The following is a 21,274-nucleotide window of genomic DNA, read 5'->3' as shown; positions in this document are numbered from 1 at the left end:
CAGTTTTTTTTTATACCTTTTAAAAAGAATACCTTGCTTTATTAGGTAATATGTTTTATAACTAATATAGGAGGTGGACAAATTTGGAAGTTAATAAAGAGGTTTTAAAAGGTCATATTGATACATTAATTCTTTCACTTTTAAATAGCAGAGATATGTACGGTTATGAGTTAGCGAAATTAGTTCGAGAAAAAAGTGAAGAGCAATTTGAATTAAAGGAAGGTACGCTATATCTTTCATTAAAGCGATTAGAAAAAAATAAATGGATTTCTTCATACTGGGGTGACGAACAAGGACCAGGGGGAAGACGAAAATATTATAAACTTACGCCTTTAGGTGAAGAAGGCTTTGAAAGAAAGCGAAAGGAATGGCAATTTGTTAAAAAAATTATTGATTCATTTATAGAAGGGGGAGAAGAAAATGAAACAAATTGAAGCGTTTGTTGATGAGGTTTACCATAGTGTCGGTGGAAATAGAGAAGAAATTGAAGAGTTAAAATCAGAAATGAAAAACCATTTACTAGAAGCTGTTCTTGAGCTAAAAAAAGAAGGGAAAACGGAACAAGAAGCAATAGAAATCGCAATTGAAAGATTTGGTGGGGAAAAAGAGATGCGGTCTGTTGTTGGTCAATTATTTCAAACACAAAAAGTATTCGCAAAACGAATACTTTATATAGCATTAATATTCTTTGCCCTTACTTCTATTGTTAGTGGGGTTTTATGGATACTTGATGAAGCAGATATGAACGAAAACTTAATTGTTGCTAGAGAAATAATCAATAGCTTAGAAGGTCAAGAAGTGATTTCTGAAAATATGAAAGCAGGAATATTCGCCTTAGTAGAAGATAAAAGCCAAATTTTAAATCTTCAAATTTATAAAATGGCTGATGTTGAAAGAGTATCAGAAACTGGTTCTGTTTCGTACCATTGGAATGAAGCTACACCAGTTTACGAATATGGAGTATTCAATTCTTCTAGTAAACCAAATTGGATGTTAATTGACTTAGGTTATTCATTAGGAAGCACCGAATGGTATGTGCAAATGGAATCAGTAAAACTTTTTGGTTTTATCCCTTTCATTTTTAATGCAGGCATTGCAATTTATGCAACTTTGTTTACGGTTTGGGCAACGATTAACGCGTATCATCATAGACGACTAAATGCTGGTTGGGTTATAGCCTTTGCTTTATTAAATGTTTTTGGTTATTTGATTTATATTTTAGTGGGAAAAAAGAAAGTAACGGCTTAATAATAGGATAATAGTAATTAGTCATTGGGATTTACTGTTGGAAGGACATTTAATGTAGATATTTAATTATAAACACTTTAGATGGTTTGGTTGGTTTTACCAAGTAACGGGACACCACTATTAGGTTCATTTCATTGTGACACCCCGAATTAAAGAGCAAAATAGTTGGAAATGGGAAAAGCTATTTTAGAGTAATTATTATGACACCATATGATGTGGTTCATCACGCATCACTATACACCATTGGTAAAATTTTTATTTCCGCAAAATCTTCTCCATTGCTTTTCCCTTTGCTAACTCATCGATCAGCTTGTCTAAATAGCGAATTTCCTGCATAGTTGGTTCTTCAATGTCTTCGACTCGTACACCGCATATCACACCTTTGATCAAAGCCCTCGAAGGATTCAACTGAGGAGCTTCCGCAAAGAAGGTCTCAAAGTCAGTCTGTTTTTCCAGTTGTGCTTCTAACTCTTCCTGGTTATATCCTGTCAACCAACGGATGATTTCATCGACTTCTGATTTAGTCCGTCCTTTTTTCTCAGCCTTCGCAACATAATGGGGATAGACACTTGCGAAACTCATTGTATAGATTTTATGTTTGGCCATGGCATGAAACATCCTCGCTCAAATGTTTTTTCATTATTATAGTACGAAAGATCGTCGGATTCAAACGATGTGATCGTCAATTATTTAGTAAAAGTTTTTAACGGGCGCAATTTTTTGTGAATTTTTCTTGTATTATAAAAAGGCGACCATTTCGGCCGCCAAGAATGTTTCTGTTCTTTATTATTATGAACCTGGTGCTGGGATGATTGTCGCGAACCAGAAGCTAATCACAGGAAGTAAGGCTATGATAAACAGAAGGAACATCCAAGTTAAGCCTTTACGATCGAATGCAGAACGTGCATCACGGACAAGTTCACGAAGTGGTGGTAATTTACTCATGCGGAGCATCACAAGTTCAAGCACTAAAAGTAGCACTGTAGCTACCGCAGATACGAGACAGAAAGGACAAATCGCTTCAATGACAAATAATTGTAAATACACAAAGAATGCAGAAGACATCACACCAATGATTGTGATTGGTGTTAACACTTTAAGCACTAACGGATGACGTGTTTGAAACCACAATCCAGAAAGTACGAGAGTTGTCAGGTAATAAAATCCTCCCATTAAAGCAAGTGGAATCCCCATCACATACGCCCATTCACTTGTCATTACCGCCCACGGTGTTCCAGTTACATCAAAGCTTGCTGGTAGTGGAAGTACCCAGAAATGAACTCCCGTTAAGAAAATACTCACAGCCCAACCAATTACGGCAATCGCCGTAAAGACCGCAAATAATTTCGGTACAGTAGATCCATACGAATGCATCGCAGCAACTGTTTCTTTACTTTTAAAATTTATCGTTTTTTCATATACCATCTCTTTCAAAGTAATCCCTCCATCTAATTATAATACCCCGTTAGGTATAATTGGATTATAATATAGGGTAGGGGGTATGTCAAGGGTCTAAAAAAAAGGAATAAAAATAGCAAAACAAGTGGAGTAGCATTCTAAGCTGTGAAAAATAAATAGGATAGTGGGCAGATAACTGATCTATGATCTATAACTCTGCATACACTATCCTATTTTCATTTAATGTAAAATTGGATATCAATGTTCAAACGGGAATGTTTGTGGAGTGATAATAGCTTCGTAGGCATTTGAAGTGCTATCATCTTGCTTTAAGATATCAGATTTAGCTGCTGTAGACGTTGGAACCATTAATACAGTAAAAATAAGTACTTTACATAGTGCTTTTCGCATAATGTTATCCCTCCTGTAGGACTGATAGTTATCTTATGCCTATTATAATAAAAACTAATTTTACGTGAATATCCAATAATCGACTTATTTTGCAGCTTGATACCCATTTAAATTAAGAATGTTATAATGATCACGTTGAATTATGTATCTATGCATGGGGGATATGAGATGGATGCAATAAAATTAGGAAAAGAAATTCAGTTTCTTAGAAAAGAAAGAGGCATATCACAAAAAGAGCTTTCGGAAGGGATATGTAACCAATCGGAGATCAGTAGAATTGAATCTGGTAAAGTGTTTCCTAATGTACAAACACTTTATTATATATCAATAAAATTAAAAGTCTCTATTTCCCATTTTTTAAGTGTAGCATCAATGGAAAGAGATGATTATATTGATAGCACTAAAGAAACGATCAAATTGCTTGCGAAAGAAAAAAAGTATGACGACATTTATAGGCTTACTTCAATAGAACTTAATAATAGCCATAACATCGTTCATGAAAACTACAATAAATTTCTAAAATGGTTCCATCTAATCGCATCTTATGAAATCAAAAAGATTACTTATCAAGAATGTTTGGATGAATTAAATAAAATAAAAAAACAAAACGGTATTGTTGGAAATGCTGACTTCTTGGATCTACAGATTTTAAATAGTATAGCCATACTCTATATTGAAAATGGTTATTTTGAAGAGTGTTTCCAATGTTATGAACACATACTAAATGTTAAAAATGTAAAAATACATGAATTCAAGATTTTTAAAATAAAAGTTTGTTATAACTACGGTAAAGCATTATTGCTGCAAGGTGACTTAGATAAAGGAATAGAAGTCATCAATCTTGGGATCAAGGAATCTAAAAAAAATGAGTACATGGGTTATTTAGGGTTACTCTACTATGAAAAGGGTATCTACAAAGAATTAAGTAACTTTCCCCTCGAAGAGATTGCTATAGAGTTCATTACATCACTTTTTTATTTACTAGAACAAAACAAAAAGTCCTATGCAGAGTGGTTAAAAAAAGAAAAAGAAAGCTATTTTACTGAAACAAACTTTAATTATTTTAGTAGGAAATCTTTTGTAGAGAGCGGAAAGGAACAGCATTCATAAAAGCAGTCCTTCTTTATTGGTTTTGTGACCAATCTAATGAAATAAAAGGTCATAAGCCTTTCAGTAGTCTGTAAGGCTGGGCTTAAAAAGCAACCACTCAATGTCAACATTGCATTTCAATTAGTAAATTACAGCGTCAAGAAGTAAAAAATAAAAAGTAGCCCCTAGTAATAGGAGTAAAAAGGGAAATATTCTTTTTACTGGAATTTGCTTATTGATTTTGTTAGTGAATTCAAATAGTAAAGCTGATACTACACTAAATATAATTACAATTAGAATGGGATTATTTAGTTGCGTAACAATCGTTGATACGAATAAACCATACAAAATGCCAACAGCTAAATTAATAAACGGCATAAAAAGGATGATCCTTTTATTATTATCTGTTGAATATTCTTCCTTAGCCATAACAACAGCTCCTTAATGTATTTACAAAATCATTATATCTAAGTTCTACTATTTTTGAATTATTGGATAAAAGAAGAATTGCTCAATAAAAAGAGAGCATAATGTAAATTTCTTTTTTTTACTTATAAAATATGCATTTATGCATTTAGTGTAGAGGATGTATTTAATTCAAAGAAAGCCTGATCCTTATTTATAGGATCAGGCTTTAGTGGTGTAGTGTCGAGACGGTCCTGTTTTACTGAAATGTATCTCTATCAATCACTAATTTATATTTAATGATATTGTCTTCAAATGAATGAAGGAAGGGGATGCCAGAGACATCGATAGTGAATTCGAAGTTTTGTGATCCGCGTTCTCGTCCTCTTTTGCTTGATGAGAGATAACTGTCATCAATAAAGAAGGAAATCTGTCCAGTTCTTTCTTCACCAGGAGCAATCGGGTCGCGGGTGGAGAAGGAGTTGCCTCTAAAATAGCGATCCATTGCTGCTGAAGAATACCTATAGGTGCGGTCAAATTCGTACTCCCGAGGAATGGTATATGCTGGCCTTGTTAGCTTGATTCTAGAAAGTGAGATTGTTTCTTCTGTATGGTTTTTAACGGTTACATCAAAAGTCAGCACTTTTGACCTTTTTTGCGCGATTCGTTTTACCGTGTCGTGGGATTCGTTATCGATATCTAAAACAGTCTCATACGGCTTAGAAACGGTCAGTTCGATCCCATAAATGTCGGTCGTCTCACCAGGTTCATTATGGATCATATCACTCGTTAATTTGACCTTTGTTTCATCCTCTTCTTTCTTCCGTTTTTCTTTTTCAATTTGTTGCCTTTCGACTCGCTCCAATCGTTCCTGCTCTTGTAATTCTCTTTCAAGCTGTTCTTGCTCTAATTGTCTAGCGTCCTGGCTGCTATTGATGGCGGAAAGTATAAATAAAAAAATCAAAAAAATAACGACCCACCCAAAGCAACCGATCTTTTTCAGTTCCTGAAGAATTCCCATGCTGTAACCACCTTTAGTCTATTATAACAGGGGTTCATTTCACTGTGACACCCCGAATTTCCTCGGAAATGATCGAATGATTTCCACTATGTAATAAAGGGGGTCAGTCCCCCATTACTGTGAAGCATTAACGCAGTGGGGGACAGACCCCGTAGTTCAATAGTAGTAGTAATATTTTGTTTGATTTTTCTAAATATTATAGAATTCACCAAGTTAATGTAATATAATGTAAAACTGTGGAGGTTATTTTTACCAATAAATCAAAATATTTGGTGCATCTTAGTATTTTCTAAGGAGTATAGATGGGGGTGAAATTACATAAGGAAATTCGTCTTAATTTTAATAGTGTTTATAAGTCTTGCGGGAATTGGCTATTCTTCCTATTCACTCTATGAAAATTTTAGTAGTTATTATGTATCAGCTAAAAAATATGAACAATTGGAAGAAATTTATAACTTAGGAGTGGGTGCGAAGGATGAAGCAAAGAGGTTAGTAGTAGATCTAAATCAAGATTATATCGGTTGGTTAAACATATCAGGTACAAAGGTGAATTACCCTGTTGTACAAGCTGACGATAATGATTTTTACCTTTCTCATAATTTTTATATGGAACAAGACTTTGCAGGGGCTATTTTTATGGATTATCGCAACACCACAACAAGTGTAGATCAGAACAACATTATATATGGTCACAATATGAAAGATGGCAGCATGTTTGGAAGTCTAAAAAACTACTTAAACGAGGATTTCTATGAGGAGCATAAACTAATAACGCTAGATTTTCTTGATTCTACATATAAGTGGGAAGTTTTTTCGGTGTATACTTCTGCAGATGTGACTTGGATGAAGACAACTTTTCAAGATGATCAGGAATATGGTGAGTATTTAGAAAAAGTAGTAAATCGTTCGAGAGTGACTACGGACATAGAAGTCGAAAAAGAAGATGTGATTTTAACATTATCGACGTGTACAGTGGATGATCATGAAAGATTTATTGTTCATGCAAAATTAATCAATGTAGAGGAGTCGAACTGATGGGAATTAAACGAATTTTAACCCTTGTTATGCTTATGGTACTAGGGGTTTGGCTACCTTTCTTTTCAACAGTAGCTGCAAATGAAAATCAAGCAATGACCATTGAAGTAACTACAGATAAACAAACATACAATGCAGATGAAGAAGTAAACTATGAAATCAAGCTTTCGAATATTACTGAAAACCAAGCGAAAGATATTCGAGTAACAACGACCATTCCAGATGGGTTGACCATCGTGAAAACAGATGCCCAAGTAGAAAATAATCAACTCATTTGGGAGTTTGATCGTTTAGACGGATCAGAGCAAAAGCTAGTAACGTTTTCTGCTAAACTAGCAGATCCCACTTCTGAAGTCCCCACACCAGATCCTATTGTTGAGGATGGCGCAATCGTCCCCACACCAGGTTCTATTGATGAAGACGGCACAATAGTTACCGCACCAGGTTCTAATCAAAATAGCAATAACTCAGGATTATCTGCTCCAAAGACAGGCGACAATACAAAATTCACTATTTTCTTCATTATTTTAGCTCTTTCGGTTATGAGCTTAATCATCGCCGTTATTATGCTTAAAAAGAAAAAAGGAATTTCAGCAACGATTTCAGTACTGTTCATTGTAGCGTTAGTTACATCTCCTTTACTTGCTGATGCAGAACAAAAGAAAGAAACGTTTAATGAAACGCATCACATTACGATCGGCGACAAGCAGTATGAAATGACAATAAAAGTAGAAGCGTCATTTGAAAAAGAACCAGGAAATGACGATGGTCAACCAGAAAATCTAAGTTTAACAGGGCAATGGGTGTTTGATGAGGAAACAGATACATTAGGCTGGGAGCTCAACTGGAACGAATTAGCTTCAGCAACGACTTATAATGTTTATCAAAGCTTTACGGAAGACGAGGATTCATATGAACTGGTTACAAGTGAATTGGAAGAAACTTCTTTCCTTGCTACCGATTTTGACTTTGATGGTCAGACCTATTTTTATGTTCAATCTAATGGTAATCAAGTCATTCAATCTAACATCAACACGGCAGATGCAACGTTAGATACGGATAACGATGGTCTTACAGATGCTTTAGAGGCTGTCTATGGAACGGATCCGCTAAACCCAGATACCGATGGAGATGGATTACCAGATGGGTATGAAGTTTTTCATACTTTAACGGACCCTTTAAAACAAGACAGTACTGGCAATGGTATTAGTGATGCGGATGAAGATTTTGATAATGATGGTTTAACCAATCTAGAAGAGTTTGAATTAGGAACAGACCCGCTAAATCCTGACTCTGACTTTGATGGTTGGACAGATGGTTATGAAGTTCAAAGAGGAACAGACCCTCTGAATCCAGATACGGATGGAGACGGGATTATTGATAGTTTAGAAGAAGAGTTTGGTTTTGATCCGTTAAATCCTGATACGTTAGGAAACGGCATTTTAGATGGAGATGAGATCGTTACGTATACAACGGATACTAATTCCATTGAAAGGGACCCATACACGAACCCTTCTGTTACTATTCAATCAAAGGCTTCGGAAGTCACTTCAACAACGATAACGAACATCGCTGGAACAAACTGGTTTTTAGGTGAGGACATTCCTGGCTATTTAGGAGCTCCGTTTGATTTTAATACGGATATTGAGTTTGATGAAGCGATTATGACATTCGTTTATGATGATTCTGTTGTGACAGATGAATTCAGACCAGAAATTTTTTACTTCAATGAACAAGAGCAGCGGTTGGACCGTTTAGAAAATCAGGTTCACGATAGCGCTAATAATACGGTAACGACCACTGTTGAGCACTTTAGCACGTATTTGTTATTAAATGGTGTGGAATGGGACAAAGCATGGGAATCTGAAATTAGGCCGCCACTATTAGATGAAGATGGTGGAATGGTAAATATTGATGTAGTTTTTTCAATCGATTCATCTGGAAGCATGTCTTGGGAAGATCCTGATGATATAAGAAAAACAGCAGCTAAAGCATTTGTCGATAAGCTAAAAGAAGAAGATCGTGCCGCTGTTGTTGATTTTGACTCTACCGCTAAACTATTAGTTGAGTTAACAACCGATAAGGAATTGGTTAAATATGCGATTGATATGATCGATAGTAGCGGTGGAACTAATTTATATCGTGGTGTAATGGAAGCTGTTGACGAAATCGTACGAAACGGAAATGAAGACCATCTTCGCTTCGTTATTTTCCTTACCGATGGAATTGGAACATGGAATAATAGTGCGATCAATTATGCAAATGAACATAATGTCACGATTTATACGATTGGCTTAGGAAACGGTGTTGATCAAAATTTACTGGAAAACATTGCAACGAGCACTGGTGGGAAGTACTTTTTTGCTGAAAATGCTGATCGGTTAGACGAAATTTTTGAAGAAACAGCTGGAGATACGATTGATTATACAAAGGATACTGATGGTGATGGAATTCCTGATTACTTAGAAAAACAAGGAATGCGCCTAGGTAATGGGGTAAGGATTTTTACCGACTATACGAATCCTGATACCGATGGAGATGGTTTATTAGACGGAGAAGAAATAACTACCCAATATATTCCGCATAATGGTGGGTATTTTATTAGTTTTTCAGATCCTACTTTAAAAGATACAGATAAAGATGGGATCCCAGATGGGCAAGAGCCGAAGCACCGCAGAATGGTGTATGATGTTTCAGAGCGAACGTTAACACATATTAGTAGTCTTTCGTATGTTGATTTGGAGAGCCAAGTGAATAATATGATTGGACATGCTTCTGGAATTAGCGATGCTGACCTTAAAGATGAACTCTCAAATTGGCGAATTATTAAAGCACAAGATAGTAGTTGGAGAACTGCAGGCTTTGCTGGTGTGGCGATCAAGAAGGGTTACGACATTATTATCGGTTACAGAGGTTCAGAGTCGGAAGCATGGGATGATTATGTATTTGACTGGGCCATTGCTGATGGTGGCATATTTTTCACAAACAATAACGTCCAAGTACCGTTAGCAAGGAAGTTTGCAGCTGAAATTATTTTAGCTCATAACAGTGCCAATGCTTATGTAACAGGCCACTCTTTAGGTGGATTTTTAGCACAGGTCGTGTCTTATGAGATGATCGATAAAAAGTTACACACGTACTACTTGCCGTTCACAAGTAATCGTCAGGCCGTTAAAGAAATTTTGGACAAGGGAACTTACTTTGAAAAAGGTGTCACGTTTAACGCAGCGCCATTCTTATACGCCAATTACCGTATACCATTTATGTCCGCTGTACCTTTGTTAGAATTAAAGAGTAGTAAATATAACGACAAAGTGTTTAACTATTCTATAGAGGGTGACTTTTTACAGGCTGCAGTCAACTTACACCTTGGCGATAAGTTGGGTACACTCGTTAACTCATTAAGTCGGAAACGAGCCGATAAAAATCCTCACTCCTTAGTACAATTTTACGAGCATTTTATAAAATATGATTAATATCTTAATAGTAAAACAGAGAAGAGCTAGTCTCTTCTCTGTCTATCTATCTAAGGAAGTGGAATCATGATAAAAAAATACTTAATTCTAAACTTAATTACAAGTCCCTTACATATTACGATATGCTTCCTTTTAATTGTTGGGATGTTTATGACTGGAGAGCCCGATGATTGGTTTACAAAAGTAAATCGAGGTCTTTTATATTTATTTTGGTTCGGTATGATCCCCAATCTTTTTTACTTTTTTAAACATTTTCATACGGAGAATAATTTAGTTGGTTTCATCGTAAGCAGTCTTCTTTTATTTGGTCTGTATTGGATCATTGTAAATGCTGCGGGTTGGGCGTATTTTCGTTATGTGTAGAGAAAAAGGGGTCTGTCCCCCACCGCTTTAACGCAGTGGGGGACAGACCCCTTTTTTCATTTCATCTCACCGCTTTTCACCCTTTCTCCATATATACAAAGTGAAAGGGGGTGAGGGACGATGCTTACAAATTCTCGTTTAGTGATTATGTTTGAAACAGGTATTCAACCATCGGGTGAGCCTATTTTAAAAACGAAGAGCTTTTCAAACTTGAAAACAGGCGTAACCAACGAACAGCTTAAGGCTGTAGCTGATGCGTTAATACCACTTCAAGGCTGGACACCGTTCAGAATTGACCGTAATAATGTGTATTCTCTTGAAGCTTAATGATGGGCTGGCTAAAAATTGATAGAAAGGAGGAATGAGATAGATGAAGAGATTAGAGCTTATTTTTGAAAACCATCAAGGTAAAACGGTAACTCTTTCATTAGACAACCCTGTATATCCCGCAGATCCAGCTGCCATCGCAGCAGCGATGGATGTGATCATCGCTCAAAATGCGTTCACTTCTGCAGGTGGAAACCTAGTCGCTAAGAAGGGTGCACGCGTGGTTGATCGTACAGTTGAGTCAATTGAGTTATAGGCCAGGTGATGGGCGCTTTCGGGGCGTATAGTGCGGCCCCGAAGTTCCCCGAGGATTATTGGGAAGGAAGGGGTTTTTTGCCTCTTCCTTTTTTATGAAGGAAAGGAGGTTCTGATGATGGATATGGAAATGTGGCTGCCGCTTTTAAGTGAGTTTGGATTTCCTGTGGTTGTGACCCTTTACTTGCTGCATCGAGTCGAGAAAAAGTTAGACACGGTCAACGAAACGATCCAAAGACTACCCGAAAGCCTAGCAACGCTCCATTTTTACCGAAGCTCGGAACAGAAGAAGAATAGTATTTAAATAGGAAAATAGGATGAGTTATTGAAAAGCTCCTGTTATTTTCCTTTCTATATCCCACACTATCCCACAATGTCGAACGAAACTTTTTATCCCTCAACACGTTTCGTCTTACTTCCCAGAGAACTTTTGATACAGTAGATGAAAATGACGATGGGGTGTGAAGATAATGTCCTTCGATTTGTTGTTAGATGCGGTACTAGGCGAGAGACAGCTCTTTCATGTTATAGAGTGTTCGGTGTGCGGTCACGAAGAAATTTACTACATTGATCCTGAAACGAAACAACAAATTGGAAGGGCTTGTTCGCAATGTGGATTTGTGCAGAAGTTTGAGTTTGAGAAGGGTGGGGTCTGACCCCCACCACAGTAAAGCATTAACGCAGTGGGGGTCAGACCCCATTTTGAAAAATTATCTATTTTTTGTAAGAAATTTCTATATAATAAATTTAGGTAGCACTACAGTGTAACTGGAGTGCTTCTTTTTATGAGATCAATAAAAAAGAAGGAGGAGAAAAGTTAATGTCTAATGAGAATGAAGTTGTATTAGATAATGAAAAACAAAAGGTTCCAGAAGCAAAGGAAGAAAGGCAAATCGGGGAGCCAACAACAGCTTTTAAAGGGGCGACTTGGGCAGCGTTGTTGGTAGGTGTTACAGGTTATCTCATCGGTTTATTTAATGCATCGATGGAACTAAACGAAAAAGGATATTACTTCGCCATCTTAGTTTTCGGACTTTACTCCGCAGTATCTTTACAAAAAGCAGTTAGGGACAAAGAGGAGGGTATACCTGTTACTGGTATTTACTATGGAATTAGTTGGTTAGCACTAATTATTTCTGTTTCGTTAATGGCCATTGGTTTATACAATGCAGGGAGTATTGTTTTAAGTGAAAAAGGTTTTTATGGTATGGCTTTTGTTCTTAGTTTGTTTGCCGCTATAACGGTTCAAAAGAATATAAGGGATACGCAGAAGGCAAAGAGTGGGGTCTGACCCCCACCACAGTAAAGCATTAACGCAGTGGGGGACAGACCCCAAGAGGAGATGAAACGGTGGTTTTAAGAGCTGGGTATGGTCTAGACGCTAATGGTTTTATTGTAAGCGATGTTAGTATAGATAAAATTGATAATGCCTATGTACCATGTATTCGAGAATCTGTCGAAAGGCTTAGAACGTTGTTTCATCAACAATTGCACAGTGTATATGTGTACGGTAGCGTAGCCAGAGGCGAAGCGGTTGCAATTAAATCAGATTTGGATCTTATCGCTTTGTTTGTCGGCAAACTGAGTTCCGTGAAGTTGGCTGAATTAAAAAATCTTGCTCAAGAGCTGACCCAAAAGTATCGTGCTCTGGTTCGTGATGTTGGTATAGCTGTTGCATATTACGATTATACGGTTGATCCCTCAAATTATTACGAAAATGCATTTCTTAAGGAACTCTGTGTTTGTGTCTATGGAGAGGATTTAGGAGAAAGATTTGGGCCGTACAAACTTACACCAGAGATAGCCATTCGCTTTAATGGTGATATTGGTGAGGCTCTTGCTCGGACGTTAAATAGGTTAGAAAAAGCGTCTAAGGAAGAATTTATAACATATTCACAAGGCTTCGCTCGTAAGCTTATTCGAACATACTACTCAATGGTGATGGTGCGTTCACAGATTTGGACGACACGACTTCAAGAACAATCTGAAGTCTTCATCGAACACTTCCCAGATAAAAAATCTATCGTTTGTACCCTGCTAAACTGGATAAACGAACCACCGACGGACTGCAAGGCTGTATATGAATTGTTTAAAAGCGAGGGTGAGTGGGCTAGTTCGAACTTTACAAATGAAGCCAATATTTCTTCTTAAACTATGGGAGCGATTGCTAATAAAGGGTAATCGCTTTTTCTTGTTGAAGTAAGAGGTAATTAAACTTCAACAAGATATCCAATAAATTAGTTTTGAAGGGAAAGTTTTAATGAAAAAAACAATAACATTATTGCTTGGAATAGTTGTGGTTATCTTTGCTGGACTTTATTTAAATCAAAAATTAAATACGGTCTATGGAGAATGGGCTATAAATTGGGGATTTGAAATCCCAAAACCAACCGAGGTTAAGACAGTATTTGAAAGTCCACACAGCCCAAGAGGTGAGGGCGAAGCCTACTATATTATCAACTATGATGATAAACAATTTGAAAAGGTACGAATAGAGGATTTCTGGAAACCGATTAATAATGATCATTCACTTAATTTAGTTACAAAATATATATCAGATTTTCAAGGTAACGTCTTAGATCTATATTTTGAGAACCAAGTACATTACTCCAACTTATTTTCTACTAATCAAATTGAATATAAAAAAGGAGACTATTACTTTTATAAATTAAGAGATGATGGTAGTTTTTTTATTTCTGTCCTTAGCATTGAAAACCAATTGATATTATTATGGAATGGATTCAATAAATGAGGACAAATAATTGAGTGCAGAAAATAAAATCAAGGGAGAACCTCGACATGAAGCCAAAGAAAACTGTAGCGATCATTGCGGGTATATTATTTATTACTGTGTTAATTCATTTACTTAATAAGGAATTATGGGACGCAAACGAAAAATTACTCAAAGAAAAAATACTAGCCATTGAACATTCAGTTGAAACCATTGATTTGTTAGATGTAACGCCATTTGAGTGGGAGGTAGTTTATTCGTTTGATCCGTACACCCCAAAAGAAATGGTGTATGAAACGGTAGGTTATAAATGGGATAGAATTAGTGAAACAGTTAGTGAAGGAATGAACCAGATCGTTTTCATGAAGGAAGGAAAAGTGGTTTGTTATCTATATGGGTATCCTGAGAATAACGGCTATGGTCTATATTTTTCAGGTGAAAATGTTAATGGTGTTTCGCAAATGCTTACAGCAAATGAAGATGATTTGACTTTTCAAGTGAAAAGAGATGAAGGCTTCATCCTTCTTTACTGATTACGGGACAATTATAGAACTTATAACTAGCATAATAGTAACTTTAATTTAAAATCATCTTAAACTTCCCCCACTTCTTACTTTTAGATGGGGGCTTTATTTTATTTTATATAAAAGAACTCATTTTACAGAAATACATGCTCATAAACTTTTAATTATCATATTTTATTGATAACAATCATATTAAGGAGATGAACTAATTTGTATTACTATAATAATCCGTATATGAATTCCTATTCTAATTATGGCATGGATTATAATCATGTAGCCAATAGAAATTTACTTAACAAATATTCAAATGGGTTTACTACTAATAATATTGCTGCAAATAATTTAAAAAGGGTTCGAACTAGCTTTTCTAAAGAGGAAGCAGCAGCAATAGCGTTATTATTAGGTATCGATTTTACAACAAGTAAGTTTGATTTAAATGAATTTTGGATGGGAGTAAATGTTGAACTTGAACATGGAACACAATCCACGCAAACAAATGTTACTAGTGATGATCCATTATTAACAGGAAAAATTGCATGGGCTCATCTAAACGAGTTTCCTGATTATTACCAAAGATTAAAAGTACTTGAGGATGAAGCAAAGGCATATTGGGGTGGGGTCTGACCCCCACCACATTAACGCAATGGGGGACAGACCCCCTAATAAGCTGCACGGTACGCATTCACTACTCCGCTTCCATAGAAGTTTGAGTTTCCTAGTGGAGTGGCTGTGTCGCGTAAGCGTTGTCTGATTTGACCGTTAGATGCCCAAGGGTATTGAGCTTTGACAAGTGCCGCTACACCCGCTACGTGAGGCGTTGCCATTGATGTCCCGTTGAGAGAAACATAGCGATTTGACGTGTACGTGCTTAGAACGGACACACCAGGTGCCACGATTTCTATTTGGCTTCCATATGTTGAAAAAGACGCTCGGTTGTTATTTGAATCGACGGCTCCGACAGCCATGACCGAGTTGTAAGCAGCCGGGAACATAACCCCAGAAGTTCCTGTATTACCAGCAGCGGCAATCAGAAGTAAACCACGGTTATTGGCATTGTCGACAGCTTGTCTTAATGAAGTCGACCCCGAGGAAGTTCCTAAACTCATGTTAACAATATCCATGTTTTGGCTTACAGACCATTCAATGCCTTGGATGATGCTGCTTAGTGCACCACTACCGTTTCGATCTAACACTTTTACCGCATAGATATTAGCTGAAGGAGCTACCCCAAGCACACCATAGCTATTGTTAAGTGCTGCAATCGTTCCAGCGACATGGGTACCGTGTCCGTTATAGTCTTGGTACGACGGCTCTGAACGAATAAAGCTAGCTCCGCCCGAAATGCGTAAATCTTCGTGTGTCGCAATCCCTGTGTCAAGGACAGCAACTTTTACACCGTTCCCGCGATTTCCCCAAGAATGAACCGTTGGAGCTTGAATATGATTAATGCCCCAAGGAGTTGTCTGCGAAATCGTTACTTCTTCATCTTTTTCAATATAAGCAATGTTTGGGTTTTTCTCTAAGGCTTTTGCTGCTTTCTCTGGCAGCTTGACGTGAAGAACTGGCATGTATTGATATTCATGTAAAACTTCTCCTCCTGCTTGTTTGACGACATTAGCATTCGCATTTTTCTCAAACCCAATTAAGTACTCGTGCCTCTCAACGCCTCCACGCTCATTTGCAAATGAACTGACATGTGGAAAGATCAGCGTAAACAAGAGGGCAAAAACTGCAATAAAACCTAACCATCTTAAATTTCTCATATAATACCCTCCTAAAAAAGTTTTGTAGCGCTACATCTCCATTACACCGTGAATGCTAGTTTTACGCAAAATCTTTGAGAGATTAATAGATTACAAAAATCGGTGAAAAAGATAGAGTATGCGTATCGTATTCGCTATTTTCTAGAAGTAAATTAATATACTCATAAAGTTTCACAAATTTTTACATTTTTACAAAATGAGTCGCGCCTTCACAGTGACACCCCAAAACTTTTCTGAATGTTGCCACCTCAATTTTTCACTCTAAAACTCAACCCACATCAAGCAATTGCACTCATATAAAATGGAAATTTTGCCAAAACTGAATAGAGGAGCTTAAAGCACAAGACAAATTGGGTTACAATTAACAGAGCTATAAAAAAACAGACCTATTAATAATAGATCTTTTATAACCAACCTTCAAAGAGGTGTTAACATGAAGAAGCCAAAAACCGATAAGCTTTTGAAAGGCTTGCTGAGTTCGAGTGTGGCGTTAATGGGGTTGACGGCTTGTGCGCCCGCGCTACCCGATGAATTGTTTACCACACCTGCAGAGCCTGATCCAAATATCGAAGCTGACCCGAACCTCCTGCCTTCACCAGAAGAAGCGGATTGCGATACGTGGACGTGGGACGAGGAGGCCGAGGGCTATCGATGTGTAGAAGAGGGCAACGAAAGATATGGCCATTATTACTATGGCGGGATGTGGTTCCCGACCATGGCTGCGTTCCTAGCTGGTAGAGCATCGGCTGGAGGAGGCACGCGGGCACGACAGCCTGCAGTCACGCCGCCGCGTACAGATGGGAATGTAAATCAGCCGACCCAGCCGAGAAATCCACAAGTTGGAAACCCTCGCTCTGGTATGGGGGATGGAGGACGCTTTGGTGGGTAAGCGAGAATCCTTTTACAAAAGCATCCCGTCGTTTTGGGATCGATTGTACGGTGAGGAATACGCTTTGTATGATTGTTTGCCGATAGACCCGCAAGATATCCGATCGATACGACAAGCAACCAATGAAGTCTACCAGATTTATAAAAAATTCACGCAAATGCTAAGGCAAGCACCAGATGAGACGTTTATTGATCTCGGTTTTCCTGAAAAAGCGCTCCCGTTTCTCAAGCTGTCACTGCACCCTTATGAGACCGTAATTGGGCGATTTGATTTCGTGCAAACCGAGGAAGGCTTGAAAATGATTGAGTTCAACTCGGATACGCCGACTTTTATTCGCGAGCTGTTTGAGGTGAACGGGCTTGTTGCCGAGCAGTTTGGCATGAACGACCCGAATGAAGGGGAAGCGGAGTATCTAGGAAAAGCGCTTCGCAACAGCATTTTTCATTGTGCGAAGCAAATCGGGCTAACGGGGCACCCGTATGTTGTCTTTACCGCCCACGAAGAGGATATTGAAGATCGTGAAACGATGATGTTTTTATTGAAGACCGCGCAAATTAAAGGAGCGACCTTTGTTCCGCTGAACCAACTTCAAGTGGATGCAGGAAAGGGTGTTTACGACGGTGCAGGTAACAAAATTGATATTCTTTACCGCCACACCTATCCATTAGAAGCGTTACTGGAGGACGTCGCTGTAGATGAGTTTCCGATCGGGATCGAGTGCATGAATTTGGTGCTGCAGCGAAAAGTAGGGATGCTAAACCCAGTTTCCGCCTTTTTAATGCAGAGTAAGGCGGTCATGGCTGGGATTTGGGGCTTGCATGAGCATGAGAGTCCTTTTTTTACAAAACATGAACATGAGATGATTGATCGTTATTTTTTACCGACGTATTTAGACGAAGACCCTTTTATGGAAAAGAATGAACGGTATGTTGAAAAGCCAGCCTTTGGTCGCGAAGGGGATACGGTCGTCGTGAGAGAAAACGGCAAGACGCTTCATACCCCAAAGCAAACCACCTACCATCACTACATAAAAATCTATCAAAAGTACGTTGAGCTTCCGAAGGCGCGGATCGAAACAGAAGCTGGTAGAAAAGAAGCTCATCTTTTAATTGGAAGTTTTATTATTAATGAAAAAGCAAGTGCGTTCGGTTATCGAGCGGGCGCGCAAATTACGGATAACCTATCCTATTTCTTACCTTGCGGGGTGAAAGGAGCACGTCAATGGATCTAAGCTATTATCTTCAAACCTTCGATCATTTTTTAATTTACTTAGCGGTATCTCTAATTTTATTTGTCATAGGAACCTATATTTTTAAATGGATCACACCTTACTCGGAACGCGATCAAATCCGCGATGGCAACACGGCAGTCGCCTTAAAGCTTTTAGGAAAAATGGCAGGTCTAGTCGTCGTGCTGCAATCAGCTGTCGTTCACGCGATCAACCTGGTTGATTTAGTAATTTGGGCTTTTATTGCGATTATCGTTCAAATTGTATTACATATCGTCATCGAATATGTGTTTACGCGAAATACGAATTTGGCAAAAGAAGTGGAAAATGGCAATGTGGCTGTCGGTCTGTTTTTAGGCGGTGTTTCGGTGTTAGTTGGCCTGATTGTTGCTGCCAATATTAGCTTTTAATAAGGGGGATTTGAATGCTTCCGTACAAATCACTAACTGAGCCGTTTGAACCTCGGGCTTATTTAAAAAGGTGGGAGGAGCTCGAGCGGAAAGTCGCAGCAAAAGGCTTTACCTGGGGTAGTCTGTATGAAAACTATGAGGACAATCAGTATATGAGCGATTCGTTACTCGTTGTCCCGCCGTCACTCGTTCGGGAGTTAGAAAATGCTTCAAGAGCAGTCAATGATATTTTTCAAAAAACGTATGAACAGATGGTTAAGGATCGTTCAATCGCTCATAAAACAGGGATCTCGGTTTTTCTATGGGATCTTTTGTTTAAAAGCGAGAAGAAGGCCTTTTCCTATTTTACAAGGTATGATTTCATTGCTGCAGCTAACGGCTTAAAGGTCATTGAAGCCAACACCGATACGCCCGTTGGGATCGTCGAAGCAGCGATTGCACAGGATGTCATTTGTCAGGAGCACAAAAGCATAAATCCGAATGATCGCATCGCAGCGAATATTAAAAATGCCTGGAATCAAATCATTCGCGACTACAATATCGGGAGCTCCGATACGCTTTATTTCACATGCGCCGACTGGCACGATGAGGATAAGGCGACCGTTCACTATTTGATGAGTCTTTTCCCGCAGCAAGCGGAATACATACCACTTGAGCAAATTGTCGTTGAAAAAGAAGACGTCCGTACACCAGCGGGCGAACGAATTGAATTTTTGTACCGTCTCTATCCGCTTGAATATTTTCTAGAGGAAGAGGGCGCAACTGGGGAGCCAATTGGCGAGCAGCTGCTTGTCCACATCATGAATGACAAAATCAAAGTCATTAATCCGCCATCGAGTTTGCTGATGCAGTCGAAAGCGATCCTTGCCCTCATTACAGAAAAGAAGGCAGAGTGGTACACAAGCTCGGAACAAGCGGTGATCGAGAAGTACTTTTTGCCAACCTATGAGACCGCCCATGGGATGGATTCCTATGTGAAAAAACCAGTGCTAGGCCGTGAAGGCGGCGGCATCCAAATTGTCTCTGGAGGCCAGGTGCTAGATGAGGACGTCGACTATTATCAGGATCAGCGCGTCGTCTTCCAACAATACTACCCAATGCCCAACCAAACGATTGATACATGGGACGGACCGTACACGGGAAAACTACTCATCGGCTCTCATGTCATTAACGGCGAACCGAGCGGCTTGTTTTTCCGAGTCGGCGGGCTGATAACGGGGAACCTGTCGATGTTTGTGGCGTATACGACAGGATAGGGTGAGCAGTTGGTAGCGCGCTGCCAGTATGTGCGCGGGCTGTTCGCGCAGGTGCAGGTGCGCGCTAGTGTGCAGGGTGTTCGGCAGGTGTGAGTGCGGGGGCGGACTGGGCTAGGCAGTGCTTGTACAGTGCCTCTGCAGTGTGCTGTGCAGTGCGCTGCATGGTGCCTGTGCAACGCCGAAAGAGCACTAATTTTGGAGAAATGCATCTAAACATATAGACGGTTTTCCTGCATCTTTAGTAAGTAAACTAAGGAAGCGCGGGAACCGTCTTTTTCATTTACTTAAGCTAAAATGTAAAATTCTTGAAACCGAATTCTGTTTACTTTCGTATATGAATTGATGCTTAATAATTCACTAGCTAATGAAAATCATAGACTTAAGGAAAAACCAACAAAAGCTGATGCTCAAACTTTGTGAAGAAAGGATATGTGAGTTGATGGACGATAAAAAAACTCAATCAAAGGATTTACCCATTCAGAAACACAATCCGTTGATGGGGAGCGGCAAGTGGCGGAAGCGGAATGTGTTGACTTTTTTTGCTTTCCTGTTCGCAGCGGTTGTTGTTTCTACGATTTTAACGGGGGGGTACTATTTCTTGGGTGGCGAAAATAGTCGGTCAGAAACGGCAATGAAGGTAGTAAGAATCGGCACACAGATGACTATGCCGAATGTTTATATTAATGGGACAGGTGTTTCCAGTCAATTTTTCTTTAGCGCAGATGTGAAGGCGCATATGCAGAAGGTCTTGGGAAATGAAGATAAAGCAGTAGGAGAACTGCACGGGAAAATGAGTTTTAGCAGCTTATGGACGACCGTCGACTGGGTCGATGGGCAATATTTATCAAAGTTATACTTTCTTCATCCACATGACCTTGATCGACAGCCGAATTATCAAGAAACCTACGCACAAACTTGGGAGGCGTTAGACATTCTCCCTGAAGGCACGGTTTCAGAATTAGCGCTTTCTTTTGATGATTTATATAGCATTGATGAGGTCCAATCTTTTCTGCGTGAATTTGATATTCATATTCCTTGGTATGCGGTCCATACTGGAACTGAAGATGAAAAAGGCATGTATTTAACGGATAAGCGAATTTTTGGTTTATTTGATCACCCGACATTTGATGTTTCAAAGAATAGTAGTTTCCGGAGTAGCGGTGAAACGATTGGGAATGAATTTAAAGCAGGATTACAATTTTTAGTTGAAAATGACAGGTTGGCAAAGAAGTTTCTATGGAGTCTAGATGGGACTGTTAATTTTGATGAGATGTATCAGTATGTTGAAGATAATGGGGTTAGAACCTATGGGGTGGTCGTCACAGGCCCTACAAAGGAATTGCTAAAAATTATGGAAAATGAACAAATCCTGTACGCTTCATTAGGAGAAGTAACTTATTGGAATTGGTACAATCGACCAGCTTATGGGGTGATGTATTGATTTG

26 protein-coding genes are annotated in these 21,274 nt (G+C 38.6%); 20 read left to right on the top strand and 6 right to left on the bottom strand.

All coding sequences use genetic code 11. The annotated features are described in order from the left end of the window. Positions 1–83 precede the first annotated feature (83 nt). Together GKP30_RS21520 and GKP30_RS21515 are read left to right on the top strand one after the other, a co-directional pair. On the top strand, positions 84–434 hold the full coding sequence (locus tag GKP30_RS21520) for a PadR family transcriptional regulator (protein ID WP_216831522.1): 351 nt from the start codon (positions 84–86) through the stop codon (positions 432–434). Next, positions 421–1,248 (top strand): permease prefix domain 1-containing protein, encoded by an 828-nt coding sequence (locus GKP30_RS21515; protein WP_216831521.1) that lies wholly within the window; start codon positions 421–423, stop codon positions 1,246–1,248. The genes GKP30_RS21520 and GKP30_RS21515 overlap by 14 nt, the downstream gene beginning before the upstream one ends. A gap of 255 nt (positions 1,249–1,503) precedes the next feature. On the opposite strand, the gene GKP30_RS21510 is transcribed toward GKP30_RS21515, so the two are convergent. The 3 genes from GKP30_RS21510 to GKP30_RS21500 all read right to left on the bottom strand — a co-directional run bounded on the left by GKP30_RS21510 (position 1,504) and on the right by GKP30_RS21500 (position 3,057). Further along, positions 1,504–1,854, bottom strand: a complete 351-nt coding sequence (locus GKP30_RS21510; protein WP_216831520.1) for a DUF2200 domain-containing protein — start codon at positions 1,852–1,854, stop codon at positions 1,504–1,506. Between the two features lie 183 nt (positions 1,855–2,037). Beyond that, complete coding sequence (locus tag GKP30_RS21505) at positions 2,038–2,673, bottom strand: vitamin K epoxide reductase family protein (protein ID WP_216831535.1); 636 nt, start codon at positions 2,671–2,673, stop codon at positions 2,038–2,040. A gap of 231 nt (positions 2,674–2,904) precedes the next feature. Then, entirely contained in the window at positions 2,905–3,057 is a 153-nt protein-coding gene (locus GKP30_RS21500; protein WP_216831519.1) for a hypothetical protein, read from the bottom strand. Positions 3,058–3,225: 168 nt separating this feature from the next. Here GKP30_RS21500 and GKP30_RS21495 point away from each other — a divergent pair, with 168 nt between their 5' ends. Next, positions 3,226–4,167, top strand: a complete 942-nt coding sequence (locus GKP30_RS21495) for a helix-turn-helix domain-containing protein (protein WP_216831518.1) — start codon at positions 3,226–3,228, stop codon at positions 4,165–4,167. A gap of 120 nt (positions 4,168–4,287) precedes the next feature. Here GKP30_RS21495 and GKP30_RS21490 read toward each other — a convergent pair whose 3' ends face one another. Together GKP30_RS21490 and GKP30_RS21485 are read right to left on the bottom strand one after the other, a co-directional pair. Continuing rightward, entirely contained in the window at positions 4,288–4,575 is a 288-nt protein-coding gene (locus tag GKP30_RS21490; protein ID WP_216831517.1) for a hypothetical protein, read from the bottom strand. A 235-nt stretch (positions 4,576–4,810) separates the two neighbouring features. Then, positions 4,811–5,572 (bottom strand): hypothetical protein, encoded by a 762-nt coding sequence (locus GKP30_RS21485; RefSeq protein ID WP_216831516.1) that lies wholly within the window; start codon positions 5,570–5,572, stop codon positions 4,811–4,813. 318 nt (positions 5,573–5,890) lie between these two features. Here GKP30_RS21485 and srtB point away from each other — a divergent pair, with 318 nt between their 5' ends. From srtB to GKP30_RS21425, 12 genes are all read left to right on the top strand, one after another. After that, a complete protein-coding gene (srtB, locus tag GKP30_RS21480; protein WP_328703199.1) occupies positions 5,891–6,607 on the top strand; it encodes a class B sortase in 717 nt (238 codons plus the stop codon). Further along, positions 6,607–10,083 carry a VWA domain-containing protein gene (locus GKP30_RS21475; protein WP_216831514.1) on the top strand — a complete coding sequence of 1,159 codons (3,477 nt, stop codon included), beginning with the start codon at positions 6,607–6,609 and terminating at the stop codon, positions 10,081–10,083. The genes srtB and GKP30_RS21475 overlap by 1 nt, the downstream gene beginning before the upstream one ends. Positions 10,084–10,149: 66 nt before the next feature. Beyond that, a complete protein-coding gene (locus GKP30_RS21470) occupies positions 10,150–10,446 on the top strand; it encodes a hypothetical protein (protein WP_216831513.1) in 297 nt (98 codons plus the stop codon). 120 nt (positions 10,447–10,566) lie between these two features. Continuing rightward, complete coding sequence (locus GKP30_RS21465) at positions 10,567–10,773, top strand: DUF1659 domain-containing protein (RefSeq protein ID WP_216831512.1); 207 nt, start codon at positions 10,567–10,569, stop codon at positions 10,771–10,773. A gap of 43 nt (positions 10,774–10,816) precedes the next feature. After that, a complete protein-coding gene (locus GKP30_RS21460) occupies positions 10,817–11,029 on the top strand; it encodes a DUF2922 domain-containing protein (RefSeq protein WP_216831511.1) in 213 nt (70 codons plus the stop codon). Between the two features lie 114 nt (positions 11,030–11,143). Further along, entirely contained in the window at positions 11,144–11,332 is a 189-nt protein-coding gene (locus GKP30_RS21455) for a YvrJ family protein (protein WP_328703198.1), read from the top strand. A 166-nt stretch (positions 11,333–11,498) separates the two neighbouring features. Continuing rightward, complete coding sequence (locus GKP30_RS21450) at positions 11,499–11,684, top strand: acyltransferase (RefSeq protein WP_216831510.1); 186 nt, start codon at positions 11,499–11,501, stop codon at positions 11,682–11,684. A gap of 164 nt (positions 11,685–11,848) precedes the next feature. Next, a complete protein-coding gene (yiaA, locus tag GKP30_RS21445; protein WP_216831509.1) occupies positions 11,849–12,319 on the top strand; it encodes an inner membrane protein YiaA in 471 nt (156 codons plus the stop codon). A gap of 59 nt (positions 12,320–12,378) precedes the next feature. Then, complete coding sequence (locus tag GKP30_RS21440; protein WP_216831508.1) at positions 12,379–13,179, top strand: nucleotidyltransferase domain-containing protein; 801 nt, start codon at positions 12,379–12,381, stop codon at positions 13,177–13,179. 109 nt (positions 13,180–13,288) lie between these two features. Further along, positions 13,289–13,780, top strand: a complete 492-nt coding sequence (locus tag GKP30_RS21435) for a hypothetical protein (RefSeq protein WP_216831507.1) — start codon at positions 13,289–13,291, stop codon at positions 13,778–13,780. Between the two features lie 47 nt (positions 13,781–13,827). After that, positions 13,828–14,292: a hypothetical protein gene (locus GKP30_RS21430; protein ID WP_216831506.1), complete on the top strand. Its 465-nt coding sequence runs from the start codon at positions 13,828–13,830 to the stop codon at positions 14,290–14,292. A 201-nt stretch (positions 14,293–14,493) separates the two neighbouring features. Beyond that, positions 14,494–14,907, top strand: coding sequence for a DUF5661 family protein (locus tag GKP30_RS21425; protein ID WP_216831505.1), 414 nt, complete (start codon positions 14,494–14,496; stop codon positions 14,905–14,907). Between the two features lie 35 nt (positions 14,908–14,942). Here GKP30_RS21425 and GKP30_RS21420 read toward each other — a convergent pair whose 3' ends face one another. Next, complete coding sequence (locus tag GKP30_RS21420; protein ID WP_216831504.1) at positions 14,943–16,046, bottom strand: S8 family peptidase; 1,104 nt, start codon at positions 16,044–16,046, stop codon at positions 14,943–14,945. A gap of 715 nt (positions 16,047–16,761) precedes the next feature. On the opposite strand from GKP30_RS21420, the gene GKP30_RS21415 reads away from it, so the two are divergent. The 5 genes from GKP30_RS21415 to GKP30_RS21395 all read left to right on the top strand — a co-directional run bounded on the left by GKP30_RS21415 (position 16,762) and on the right by GKP30_RS21395 (position 21,270). Continuing rightward, on the top strand, positions 16,762–16,935 hold the full coding sequence (locus tag GKP30_RS21415; protein WP_216831503.1) for a hypothetical protein: 174 nt from the start codon (positions 16,762–16,764) through the stop codon (positions 16,933–16,935). After that, on the top strand, positions 16,913–18,166 hold the full coding sequence (locus GKP30_RS21410) for a glutathionylspermidine synthase family protein (protein WP_236035281.1): 1,254 nt from the start codon (positions 16,913–16,915) through the stop codon (positions 18,164–18,166). Before GKP30_RS21415 ends, GKP30_RS21410 begins: the two co-directional genes overlap by 23 nt. Further along, entirely contained in the window at positions 18,157–18,573 is a 417-nt protein-coding gene (locus GKP30_RS21405; RefSeq protein WP_216831501.1) for a DUF350 domain-containing protein, read from the top strand. Before GKP30_RS21410 ends, GKP30_RS21405 begins: the two co-directional genes overlap by 10 nt. Positions 18,574–18,587: 14 nt before the next feature. Next, the gene (locus GKP30_RS21400) at positions 18,588–19,829 is read left to right on the top strand and encodes a glutathionylspermidine synthase family protein (RefSeq protein ID WP_216831500.1); all 1,242 of its coding nucleotides are present in this window, start codon (positions 18,588–18,590) and stop codon (positions 19,827–19,829) included. 439 nt (positions 19,830–20,268) lie between these two features. Then, a complete protein-coding gene (locus GKP30_RS21395; protein WP_216831499.1) occupies positions 20,269–21,270 on the top strand; it encodes an anti-sigma factor in 1,002 nt (333 codons plus the stop codon). Positions 21,271–21,274 lie beyond the last annotated feature (4 nt).

Origin of the sequence: Alkalihalobacterium elongatum (genome assembly GCF_019024285.1) — a bacterium.
Taxonomy (GTDB): Bacteria; Bacillota; Bacilli; order Bacillales; family Bacillaceae_F; genus Alkalihalobacterium; species Alkalihalobacterium elongatum.
The sequence above is the reverse complement of the archived record's forward strand: the minus strand, read 5'-3'. Positions and strand labels throughout refer to the sequence as shown.